This is a genomic window from Streptococcus sp. DD04 (genome assembly GCF_001578725.1).
Taxonomy (GTDB): domain Bacteria; phylum Bacillota; class Bacilli; order Lactobacillales; family Streptococcaceae; genus Streptococcus; species Streptococcus sinensis.
In genome coordinates this window covers 74,484-85,554 of record NZ_KQ968981.1, presented here as the reverse complement: position 1 = coordinate 85,554, position 11,071 = coordinate 74,484, and the positions used below count along the sequence as shown (strand labels likewise).

Sequence of the window (11,071 nt, the reverse complement as noted above, 5' to 3'; positions counted from 1 at the left end):
TTTTGGGGTGCGGTTCATTAAGCCGAGGGTTTTTGAATAGATTTATTTTGGATAAATATAGCTGACAGCTCCTTGACCAGCGGCGTAGGGATTAAACCAGCCACGGAAGTTGCCAATGTACTGTTTGCCTGCATAATTGGATTCTTTGATTTGGATGCGGGTGTTGGATTCGACATGGGTGACAACACCGACATGCCCATAGCCACCATCAGTCCAGCAGATAATTGCTCCGACTTGTGGGATACTTCCTGTCCGGAAACCAGCTGCGCGTGCGCTGGCTGCCCACTGGCCACCATTACCCCAGTAAGGACCGGCCCAAGGAGCTAGCACTTTTGCTCCCCAAGTGCACTGACCATAGGGGTAAGAGGAGGCTCCTGCATAATCAGGGGTGTAGAGGGTTGGCTCAGGAGTAGTTGGTTTATCAACCTGATAGCTGGTGCCTGTAAGTCCAGTCAACTGGCCGTTGAGATTACGGTAGACATGGGTATGGAAGAGACCACTTCCAGCATGCTGTTGCGTATTGATGGTAAATTTATACAAGCCATTGCCAACTTTGTTAGCAGTGTACCATTTGATGTCATCTTGGCCGTTGACTTCTGACCAAGTCGGCAGAGAAATCGTTCCTGGCCCGAAAGCATCTGCCACGGTCACTTCGTAATTGTAGGCAGAGATTTTATTGACAGAAACCTTGGTTTTGATATTTTCAGCAGAGAGAGTGACGGTGTCTGTCGCATAGCTATGTTCGCTGCCATCTTTATATTTGACGTAGATATGATTGATATAATTGCCAGATAAGGCTTGGTGGTTGCGAATATTAAATTGTGCAGTAAAGGTTCCATCTCCATTATTACTTGCCTCATACCATTTGATATTGCTTTGATTATGGGTGCTCCAGATGGGAACGCGGACGGACTGAATCGGCTTAGATGTTGCAGTCTCACTGGTTTTTACAGTATAGGTTCCCTGCTCATGATTGACATTTTCGACAGAAAAAAGCGGTTTTTGTTCTTCTGGAGAAGGGAGCTTTCCAGCATCTATTGTAGCGGTTGTTCCTGCTAATCCTGTAAATTCAGGCTTGACATAGCTTTCACCGTAGAGATGGATATGGTAGGTTCCTGTATCGTAATGATGCTTTTTCAATTCTACTCTGACGCTGTAACTACCATCAGAATTTTTACTTGCCTCGTACCATTGCAAATCATCCTGACCCTTGTTTTCAGACCAAGTTGGCACAGTGACCTTGTACATGGTGTCAGGAAGATTTTTGATAAGGATTTCCATAATGCCCGACTCGGGGAAGCTTGTTTGAATGGTCGGATTGGGCTTTTCGAGATGGAAAGTAGTGCCCGATTGGTAAATCATTTTGCCATTTTTATTTTCATAAGTATCTACGAAATATTTTCCATATCCTTTATGCTTAGAAAGGTTAAATTCGGTACTATCTTGTCCAGCTTCATACCAATTAAGGTCATCACCACCATTTTCATCAGACCAAACTGCATGGACAATTTTTGAGTTCCCTTGGTCTTTATTTCGCGTAAAATTGATGCGGCCAATCTGTCCAGCTGTTGTGACACTTGTTTTGCTAGTGGGTTTATTGAGGGTAAAGATCGTACCATTTAAGCCTATCATCTTCCCGTTGATATTAATGTAAGTGTGTACATGGAAGGTGCCATAGCCGGCGTGCTGCCGGAGGTCAATGGCTGTGCTGGATGTTTGAGGTGTGGTGTACCATTTCAAATCATCCTGCCCGTTTTCGTCGGACCAGACTGCGTGGGAAATGGTATAGGGAACTTGAGCCTTGGAGCGGGCGTAATGAATCTGTGCCGTATCCCCAGTGACATTGACAGTCACATTGCTGGCACGATCAGTGGGGCCTAGGATTTTGCTTCCAGCTTCAGTTGATGCAACAGCCTGAGCCGTGGAATGACTGGCAAACAGACCAAGGGCTGCTCCAGATAATAAAAACAGTTTCTGATATTTCTTCATAGATCTCCTTTGAATAAGAAATTTGGATAATTCCATTTAGATTATTCGGGAAAAAATATGAAAATAGAGTAATTTTTTAAAATTTTGGGAATTGAACTGCTAATCTAATTTAGTTTTATGAAATCTTTGATGTTTTGACTAAAGGTTATAAATTTTCAGTAAGATTAGATTGTTTTCATTCTTTCTCGGTTATCATAGAATAAAACGAACAATTGTGATATAATTTAGATAAATAATTCGTAAAAAAACAATGATTTTTACGTGATGTGTTAGCTTGGTGCGTTAGCACCTGTGATATTGGACATTGAGGTATCTTAGCTATGAAGCTTTTAGTTATTGGTTCGGGTGGTCGTGAACACGCGATTGCCAAGAAGTTGTTGGAGTCTCAGGGTGTGGAGCAGGTTTTTGTAGCTCCTGGAAATGACGGGATGACTCTGGATGGTCTGGAATTAGTGAATATCTCTATTTCCGAACATTCTAAGTTGATTGACTTTGCAAAGGCCAACGATATCGCTTGGACTTTCATCGGACCAGATGACGCCCTTGCGGCTGGGATTGTGGATGATTTTAACCAAGCTGGGCTCAAGGCTTTCGGCCCATCTCGTTTAGCAGCGGAGTTGGAGTGGTCCAAGGATTTTGCCAAGGAAATTATGGTTAAATACGGTGTTCCGACAGCAGCCTATGGCACATTCTCAGATTTCGAGGAAGCAAAGGCTTACATCGAAAAGCATGGGGCACCTATCGTGGTTAAGGCAGACGGTTTGGCTCTTGGGAAGGGTGTCGTCGTTGCGGAGACGGTTGAGCAAGCGGTCGAAGCAGCCCATGAGATGCTTTTGGACAATAAATTCGGTGATTCTGGTGCGCGTGTGGTTATCGAGGAATTTCTTGACGGAGAAGAGTTCTCTCTCTTTGCCTTTGTCAATGGGGACAAGTTCTACATCATGCCAACGGCTCAGGACCACAAATGTGCCTATGATGGCGATAAGGGACCTAACACGGGCGGTATGGGAGCTTATGCGCCAGTTCCTCACTTACCACAGAGCGTGGTTGCCACAGCGATTGACACCATTGTCAAGCCAGTCATTGAAGGGATGATCAAAGAAGGCCGTCCGTATCTTGGTGTCCTTTACGCAGGGCTTATCCTAACAGCAGATGGTCCTAAAGTCATCGAGTTCAATGCTCGGTTCGGAGATCCCGAAACTCAGATTATCTTGCCACGATTGACATCTGACTTTGCACAAAATATCACGGACATCCTTGATGGCAAGGAGCCGAGCATTACTTGGACGGACAAGGGCGTAACTCTGGGCGTGGTTGTCGCATCTAATGGCTACCCGCTAGATTATGAAAAGGGTGTCGAGTTGCCAGCCAAAACCGATGGCGATATCATCACCTACTATGCAGGGGCTAAGTTTGCGGAAAATAGCAGAGCACTGCTGTCGAATGGCGGACGTGTCTATATGCTCGTCACCACAGCCGACACCGTCAAAGAAGCCCAAGATACCATCTACAAAGAACTCGCCCAACAAAAAACAGAAGGCCTCTTCTACCGTACGGATATCGGAAGCAAGGCGAACAAATAAGAGTGTTAAGGCGACGCAGTCGCCAATACGATAATGGTCGTATGGTTTGCGAGCGTTAGCGAGCTAATATAGAACAATCACCGCCGTTGTGAAAGAACGATTGGATGATAATCCAATCGTTCAGGGAAATTGGAAGACCTTGGGCTTCCGATTTAGGCATGAGACACCTTTGGTGGCTGCTGCCGTCCCTCACAACTTAAGGTGATTGAAAAAAGAAAGGAAAGAAAAGGATATTAACTATGAAACCAGTAATTTCCATCATCATGGGTTCAAAATCCGACTGGGCAACCATGCAAAAAACAGCAGAAGTACTAGACCGCTTTGGTGTAGCCTACGAAAAGAAAGTTGTCTCTGCCCACCGTACGCCAGACCTTATGTTCCGCCATGCTGAAGAAGCTCGTAGCCGTGGCATCAAGGTCATTATCGCTGGTGCTGGAGGTGCTGCTCACTTGCCAGGAATGGTAGCGGCTAAAACGACTCTGCCTGTCATCGGTGTACCTGTCAAATCACGCGCGCTCAGCGGTGTGGATTCGCTTTATTCCATCGTACAGATGCCGGGCGGTGTACCTGTGGCAACTATGGCTATCGGTGAAGCGGGAGCGACAAATGCTGCCTTGACCGCCCTTCGGATCTTGGCCATTGAAGACCAAGACCTGGCAGCAGCGCTAGCGGATTTTGCAGAAGAACAAGGGAAAATCGCTGAGGAGTCTACCAATGAGCTCATCTAAAACAATCGGAATTATCGGTGGCGGTCAGCTGGGACAGATGATGGCCATTTCTGCTATCTACATGGGGCACAAGGTCATTGCACTGGATCCTGCGGCGGGCTGCCCTGCCTCTCGCGTGGCGGAGATCATCGTGGCTCCTTATAATGATGTGGACGCTCTTCGTCAGTTGGCAGAGCGATGTGATGTTCTGACCTATGAGTTTGAAAATGTCGATGCCGACGGACTAGATGCTGTCATCAAGGCCGGTCAGCTCCCTCAAGGGACAGACCTGCTCCGCATTTCTCAAAATCGGATCTTTGAAAAGGACTTTCTCTCAAACAAGGCCCAAGTCACCGTGGCACCCTACAAGGTCGTGACTTCTAGTCAAGACTTGGAAGACATCGACCTGTCGAAAAATTATGTCCTCAAGACTGCGACAGGTGGCTATGACGGACATGGGCAAAAGGTCATTCGTTCAGAGACAGACCTGGCAGAAGCCTATTCGCTAGCTGATTCAGCGGACTGTGTCTTGGAAGAGTTTGTCAACTTTGACCTTGAAATTTCCGTCATTGTATCAGGGAATGGTAAGGATGTGACGGTTTTCCCAGTTCAGGAAAATATCCATCGCAACAACATCCTGTCTAAGACCATCGTCCCAGCTCGCATTTCAGAAAGTCTGGCTGACAAGGCCAAAGCAATGGCGGTGCGAATCGCAGAACAGCTCAACCTGTCTGGAACGCTCTGCGTGGAAATGTTTGCGACGGCTGACGACATCGTCGTCAATGAGATTGCCCCACGGCCACACAACTCTGGGCATTATTCTATCGAAGCCTGCGACTTCTCGCAGTTTGACACCCATATTCTGGGTGTTCTCGGAGCACCATTGCCAGCTATCCACCTGCATGCGCCAGCCGTCATGCTCAATGTTCTCGGCCAGCATGTCGAGGCCACTGAAAAATATGTCGCAGAAAATCCAAGCGCCCACCTCCACATGTATGGTAAAATAGAAGCAAAGCACAACCGTAAGATGGGACATGTGACTTTGTTTAGTGATGTACCGGATAGTGTGGTTGAGTTTGGGGAAGGGATTGATTTTTAGGTGAAACCCATGATTCAAATAATCGTAAATGCATTTGTTGAAAAAGATAAGACGGGAGCAGTCGTTGAAGTCTTGTTTGCTAGTAGTGATCAAGAAAAAGTGAAAGCTAAGCATGAAGAGCTAGTTGCTCAATACCCCGAAAATTATTTGGCGATTTATGATTTGCCATTGGATACTGATTTGAACACATTTTCTCACTACCCGTCTGTATGGCTTGGGAAAGAAGAGTTTGAGTAGGAGTAGATTGGATTCAGAATGACAAAATATGAAAAATATGGAACTATAACAGATATTCCATCAGAAAAAGATTTATTTAATATTGAAAACTATATTAGTGGATTGACTAGTTTTATTTGTGATTGTAAAACCCCTATGACCATTTCTATTCAAGGAGATTGGGGAACAGGGAAGACTAGTATCATGAAGCAAATTGAGACAAGGTTAGATTCTTCAAATATAAAAAGTGTTTTTTTTAATACGTGGCAGTATTCACAGTTTAATTTTGATAATGATTTGACAATTGCTTTGATAACAGAGTTAGTGAGCTTTCTTGCGGAATTATTGCCATATGAAGAAAATTCTCAAAAATTAGTTAGGAAAACTTTTGAACTAATTTCCCATATTGCCGTTGGTGTGGTATCTACCGTAGTGGAAAATTCTACATTGGGCTACTTGAAGTTGGATGGATTAGAGAATAAAATCATGAATAAAGGTAGTCAGCAAGTTAATTTTTCTGGGATTAATTCAATAACGAAACTGAATCAGTCTTTTAGAGAGTTAGTCAAAAAAGTTATTGATGTAGAGGGTGTTGACAGAATTGTCTTTTTTATAGATGATTTAGATAGATTACATCCATCTAGGGCGGTAGAAGTTCTTGAAGTTCTAAAATTATTTTTAGAAAGTGAGGATTGTGTTTTTGTCCTTGCAATTGACTATAGTGTAGTTGTGAAAGGAATAAAAACAAAGTATCATGGAGAAATTGATACGGAAAAGGGTGAATACTTTTTTGAAAAGTTGATTCAAGTACCTTTTACCGTACCAACCCATAATTATGATTTAAATAATTATGTAATACAATTGCTAGATGGATTGAAGGTTTTTCAAAAAGGCGGAGATGCTGCAGATGATATGACAAATGTAGTCAACGTTATTTTAAAATCTGTTGGTACAAATCCTCGAAATATAAAACGCCTTCTAAATTCATTTAGCCTATTGCTTCGTGTTCAAGACTTAAAAAACGATGACATAGATAAACAAAAACAACTCTTAGCTGTATTGTGTCTTCAATTAAGTTATGAAGAAGTATTTATATTTTTAAATAGAGATATGGATAATCTTGATGAGCGATTTGATAGCTTAAAAGGTGATTCTAAGCTGTTTGCTCAAGGAGAAATTGACAAACCGGAATCTTTTGATAGCTTCATGGATGAATTTAAAAATATTTTTGATGGAGATAATAAGATATCTGAGCTTCAATCGATATTGAAGATATCTGAATCGGTTTCGAGTGTAGGAAAACTAGAAGATGATACTACTCAATATGTTGATTTTTGGAAGGGATTTTCTGACTATATTGGAAATCAGGAGAATTTTAATTTTATACACAGTGGGAAGAAAGTAACATCAAGATTTTATAGAGTTATCAATAAAGAATCATCTGATTTACATTGTGAGTTTAAGGCTAATAAAAATTCTATAGGTTTAGTTTATGGTGATATAAAAGATAAATCGATAAATCAAAAATTGAAAGACAGCAAGAAAAAATTTGAAGAAAAATTTTCAAACAATGAGGTTACTATACGTAATTGGAAAGATGGTAGTGACAAAAATAATTATAACCATATCCCAGGAATAACAATAGTTACTAGTGAGTTAGGGTTAGGAAAAAATAAAGATTACAGATTAATCTATGAGTGGTTCTACCATACACTAAGGGAAATTTCAAAAGAAATTGATAAATTAAAGGAGCAGAAACAACATGATCAACCGTTACTCTCGCCCCGAGATGGCGAACATTTGGACTGAGGAAAATAAGTATAAGGCTTGGCTGGAGGTAGAGATTCTGGCTGACGAGGCATGGGCTGAGCTGGGTGAGATTCCCAAGGAAGATGTGGCCTTGATTCGTGAGAAGGCTGGCTTTGACATTGACCGCATCTTGGAGATTGAGCAGGAGACGCGCCACGATGTGGTGGCCTTCACGCGGGCGGTTTCTGAGACACTGGGTGAGGAGCGCAAGTGGGTTCACTATGGACTGACCTCGACCGATGTGGTGGATACGGCCTACGGCTACCTCTACAAGCAGGCCAATGACATCATTCGCGAGGATCTGCGTCGCTTCACCGACATCATTGCAGAGCGGGCGCGGGAGCACAAGTTCACCATCATGATGGGACGGACCCACGGGGTGCATGCGGAGCCGACGACTTTTGGTCTTAAGCTCGCGACTTGGTACAGCGAAATGAAGCGCAACATCGAGCGTTTCGAGATTGCGGCTGCGGGTGTGGAAGCTGGGAAAATCTCTGGTGCGGTTGGGAACTTTGCCAACATTCCGCCATTTGTGGAAAGCTATGTCTGTGAGAAATTAGGCATCCGTCCACAAGAGATTTCGACTCAAGTCCTGCCACGTGACCTCCACGCTGAATACTTCTCAGCCCTAGCCTTGATTGCGACGTCTATTGAGCGCATGGCGACCGAGATCCGTGGTCTGCAAAAATCAGAGCAGCGCGAGGTGGAAGAGTTCTTTGCCAAGGGACAAAAGGGTTCTTCAGCAATGCCTCACAAACGCAATCCTATTGGCTCTGAAAATATGACTGGTCTGGCGCGTGTCATTCGCGGCCACATGGTGACAGCTTATGAAAATGTCTCTCTCTGGCATGAGCGCGATATTTCCCACTCATCAGCTGAGCGGATTATCGCTCCGGACACGACTATCCTCATCGACTATATGCTCAACCGCTTCGGTAATATCGTCAAGAACCTGACCGTCTTCCCAGAAAATATGATCCGCAACATGAACTCAACCTTTGGTCTCATCTTCAGCCAGCGGGCTATGTTGACCTTGATTGAAAAAGGCATGACGCGGGAGCAGGCTTATGATTTGGTGCAGCCAAAAACTGCCCAGTCTTGGGACAATCAATTGGACTTCAAGCCTTTGCTCGAAGCGGATCCAGAAGTCACTTCCCGCCTGACTCAGGAAGAGATTGATGAAATATTCAACCCAGTATACTATACCAAGCGCGTGGATGAAATCTTCAAGCGCGTGGGGCTGGATTAAACAAAAAAATAGGCGCTCCCTAAGAAGCGCCTATTTGCTTTATCTTAAATTTGACTGGCCAGCTGTCCGATTTTCTTGAGCATTTCTTGGCGTTGTTGGTCTGTTTTGCGTTCTACTCCGTTGAGCTCTGTCAGTTTGACTGGAGAAATACCACAAAGTTTCAGGACTTGATTTTTAAGTACTTTGCCATAGTCTTGGACAAAAGGCAGGACAAAACCTGGAGTATTATGGCTGACGATAATCCAGCCGGACTTGCCTTGCAGGTGGCCTTGGAGTCCGACTTTCTTATAAGAGTAGGCGAAGTCAGCCGCAAAGACGCGATCGATAAAGCCTTTAAGAATGGCCGGCATACCGCTCCACCAGATAGGGAAAATGAAAATCAGATGGTCTGCCCAAGTAATCAAATCCCTGTATTTTGCCATTTCAGGGTCTTTGTGCAGGTCACGGCGTCTATGTTCTTGGTCAAAGCGTAAGATAGGGTCAAAATTTTCAGCATACAAGTCCAAGGTTTTCACCTCATGCTTCTTAGAAAGATTGCTTTGAACCTCTTTGAGAATGGCGGGGTTAAAGCCGGTGGGGCTGGGGTGGGTGTAAATAATCAAGGTTTTCATGATCGTTCTCCTTTGATATAAATGTCAAGCATGTGGTCGATCGTGCTTTGGATGGCTTGAGGATCAAGGTCTTGTCCGATAGGACTGTTGGCTAGAACGGCTAGACCTGTGATAAAGCTCCAAAAGTGAAAGAGGCTTTCTGCTTCGCTATTGCTAAAATTTTCCTCCTTGCGAAGCTTTAAAACAAGCTCCTTAAATTTATCAAATCCAGGCAGGTCAGACTCCAAGAGAATGGTGTCCTGTGTCACCTTCATATATTTAAAAGGAAATTTGATAAAGAGAGCTTCAAAAAAATGAGGGTAGGTCTTGGCAAAAATAATGAAATTAAGACCAAGCTGGGTCAGCTGATCACGCGCAGAACCTGTCGCATCAATATTTTCATTGATTTCCTGATTGAGAAACAGCGAAAGCTGGGTCAAAACCACCTTGAGGTAGCCTTCCTTGCTCTCAAAATGGCGGTAAGGGCTGCCGTGAGTTACACCGCAGGCCTTGGCAACAGTTCTGAGAGAGAGCTGTTCAATTCCGTGTTTTCTAATTTCTTCAATCCCCGTTTGAATGAGATCTTCTTTCAGCTGGGCAGTATTGCGTTTCATGTATCCCCTCCAAAAGTATACACTGTCTACTTATCTATCTTTAGTATACACTGTCTACTTTTTCTTGTCAACGAATTTACAGCTTTATTCTGGGCTAAACCATGGCGGAATTTGCTTTCGGTAAGATAAAATGTTAAAATGATATCAAAATGATAGCGCTTTCTTTTTAGGGCAAAATGCTCAATTTTAGAAAAGCGACGAGAAACGGAGGACACCTATGAAGAAAATTATCAACGATCCAACAGCAGTTGTGGACGAGATGTTGGATGGCTTGGCCTATATTCACAGCGATTTGGTTTATCGGGTCGAGGGCTTTGACATCATTGCCCGTAAGAGTGAGAAGACGGGCAAGGTTGGCCTGATTTCTGGTGGAGGGAGCGGTCACGAGCCTTCCCACGCTGGCTTTGTCGGCGAGGGCATGCTGTCAGCTGCTATTTGCGGAGCAGTCTTTACTTCGCCAACACCTGATCAGGTCTTGCAGGCTATCAAGGAAGCAGATGAGGGAGCTGGGGTCTTCATGGTGATTAAGAATTACTCCGGCGACATCATGAACTTTGAAATGGCTCAGGAAATGGCTGAGATGGAAGGGATTGAGGTGGCTAGTGTCGTCGTAGATGACGATATCGCAGTGGAAGACAGCCTCTATACTCAAGGCCGCCGTGGAGTGGCAGGTACCATTCTTGTCCATAAGATTCTTGGAAATGCGGCGCGTGCAGGCAAATCTCTGACTGAAATCAAGGCTTTGGCTGATGAGCTGGTCAAAAACATTCACACAGTTGGCTTGGCTCTGAGCGGGGCAACCGTACCGGAAGTCGGCAAGCCTGGTTTTGTTTTGGCTGATGATGAGATAGAGTTCGGTATTGGCATTCATGGTGAGCCAGGCTATCGCAAGGAAAAGATGCAGCCGTCTAAGGACTTAGCCAAGGAATTAGTCGAAAAGCTCAGTCAGTCTGTTAAACTCAAATCTGGTAAGAAGATCGGCATTCTCATCAATGGTATGGGTGCAACACCGCTCATGGAGCAGTATGTCTTTGCGGCCGATGTAGCAAATCTCTTGGCAGATGCTGGAGTCGAAGTTGTCTATAAAAAGCTGGGTAATTACATGACCTCCATTGATATGGCGGGTATTTCTCTGACCTTTATCCAGCTGGATCAGCCAGACTGGCTGACAGCTCTCAATAGTCCTGTCACGACAGCCGCTTGGTAAGGAGGTGC

11 protein-coding genes are annotated in these 11,071 nt (G+C 44.3%); 8 read left to right on the top strand and 3 right to left on the bottom strand.

The window, feature by feature from the left end; all coding sequences use genetic code 11:
* Positions 1-42: 42 nt before the first annotated feature.
* The gene (locus STRDD04_RS09445; protein WP_062201785.1) at positions 43-1,989 is read right to left on the bottom strand and encodes a GBS Bsp-like repeat-containing protein; all 1,947 of its coding nucleotides are present in this window, start codon (positions 1,987-1,989) and stop codon (positions 43-45) included.
* 320 nt (positions 1,990-2,309) lie between these two features.
* Between STRDD04_RS09445 and purD the strand changes: the two genes are divergently transcribed.
* The 7 genes from purD to purB all read left to right on the top strand — a co-directional run bounded on the left by purD (position 2,310) and on the right by purB (position 8,652).
* Positions 2,310-3,572, top strand: a complete 1,263-nt coding sequence (gene purD, locus STRDD04_RS09440) for a phosphoribosylamine--glycine ligase (protein ID WP_062201784.1) — start codon at positions 2,310-2,312, stop codon at positions 3,570-3,572.
* Between the two features lie 88 nt (positions 3,573-3,660).
* On the top strand, positions 3,661-3,777 hold the full coding sequence (locus STRDD04_RS11550; protein WP_079114924.1) for a phosphoribosylaminoimidazole carboxylase: 117 nt from the start codon (positions 3,661-3,663) through the stop codon (positions 3,775-3,777).
* Positions 3,778-3,811: 34 nt separating this feature from the next.
* Positions 3,812-4,300, top strand: a complete 489-nt coding sequence (gene purE / locus STRDD04_RS09435; RefSeq protein WP_062201782.1) for a 5-(carboxyamino)imidazole ribonucleotide mutase — start codon at positions 3,812-3,814, stop codon at positions 4,298-4,300.
* Entirely contained in the window at positions 4,287-5,378 is a 1,092-nt protein-coding gene (purK, locus tag STRDD04_RS09430; RefSeq protein ID WP_062201780.1) for a 5-(carboxyamino)imidazole ribonucleotide synthase, read from the top strand. Before purE ends, purK begins: the two co-directional genes overlap by 14 nt.
* A gap of 9 nt (positions 5,379-5,387) precedes the next feature.
* On the top strand, positions 5,388-5,615 hold the full coding sequence (locus STRDD04_RS09425; protein ID WP_062201778.1) for a hypothetical protein: 228 nt from the start codon (positions 5,388-5,390) through the stop codon (positions 5,613-5,615).
* Between the two features lie 18 nt (positions 5,616-5,633).
* Positions 5,634-7,403 (top strand): KAP family P-loop NTPase fold protein, encoded by a 1,770-nt coding sequence (locus tag STRDD04_RS09420; protein WP_062201776.1) that lies wholly within the window; start codon positions 5,634-5,636, stop codon positions 7,401-7,403.
* Positions 7,357-8,652, top strand: a complete 1,296-nt coding sequence (gene purB, locus STRDD04_RS09415; RefSeq protein WP_062201773.1) for an adenylosuccinate lyase — start codon at positions 7,357-7,359, stop codon at positions 8,650-8,652. Before STRDD04_RS09420 ends, purB begins: the two co-directional genes overlap by 47 nt.
* 44 nt (positions 8,653-8,696) lie before the next feature.
* On the opposite strand, the gene STRDD04_RS09410 is transcribed toward purB, so the two are convergent.
* Positions 8,697-9,263 (bottom strand): NAD(P)H-dependent oxidoreductase, encoded by a 567-nt coding sequence (locus tag STRDD04_RS09410; RefSeq protein WP_062201772.1) that lies wholly within the window; start codon positions 9,261-9,263, stop codon positions 8,697-8,699.
* On the bottom strand, positions 9,260-9,856 hold the full coding sequence (locus STRDD04_RS09405) for a TetR/AcrR family transcriptional regulator (protein ID WP_062201770.1): 597 nt from the start codon (positions 9,854-9,856) through the stop codon (positions 9,260-9,262). The genes STRDD04_RS09410 and STRDD04_RS09405 overlap by 4 nt, the downstream gene beginning before the upstream one ends.
* A gap of 217 nt (positions 9,857-10,073) precedes the next feature.
* Between STRDD04_RS09405 and dhaK the strand changes: the two genes are divergently transcribed.
* Positions 10,074-11,063, top strand: coding sequence for a dihydroxyacetone kinase subunit DhaK (dhaK, locus tag STRDD04_RS09400; RefSeq protein WP_062201768.1), 990 nt, complete (start codon positions 10,074-10,076; stop codon positions 11,061-11,063).
* Positions 11,064-11,071: the final 8 nt, after the last annotated feature.

Coding starts and splice junctions, on each gene's coding strand:
- STRDD04_RS09420 (WP_062201776.1), top strand. CDS start 5,634: ATGACAAAATATGAAAAATATGGAACTATAACAGATATTCCATCAGAA.
- STRDD04_RS09405 (WP_062201770.1), bottom strand. CDS start 9,856: ATGAAACGCAATACTGCCCAGCTGAAAGAAGATCTCATTCAAACGGGG.
- dhaK (WP_062201768.1), top strand. CDS start 10,074: ATGAAGAAAATTATCAACGATCCAACAGCAGTTGTGGACGAGATGTTG.
- purE (WP_062201782.1), top strand. CDS start 3,812: ATGAAACCAGTAATTTCCATCATCATGGGTTCAAAATCCGACTGGGCA.
- purD (WP_062201784.1), top strand. CDS start 2,310: ATGAAGCTTTTAGTTATTGGTTCGGGTGGTCGTGAACACGCGATTGCC.
- STRDD04_RS09410 (WP_062201772.1), bottom strand. CDS start 9,263: ATGAAAACCTTGATTATTTACACCCACCCCAGCCCCACCGGCTTTAAC.
- STRDD04_RS09445 (WP_062201785.1), bottom strand. CDS start 1,989: ATGAAGAAATATCAGAAACTGTTTTTATTATCTGGAGCAGCCCTTGGT.
- purK (WP_062201780.1), top strand. CDS start 4,287: ATGAGCTCATCTAAAACAATCGGAATTATCGGTGGCGGTCAGCTGGGA.
- STRDD04_RS09425 (WP_062201778.1), top strand. CDS start 5,388: ATGATTCAAATAATCGTAAATGCATTTGTTGAAAAAGATAAGACGGGA.
- purB (WP_062201773.1), top strand. CDS start 7,357: ATGATCAACCGTTACTCTCGCCCCGAGATGGCGAACATTTGGACTGAG.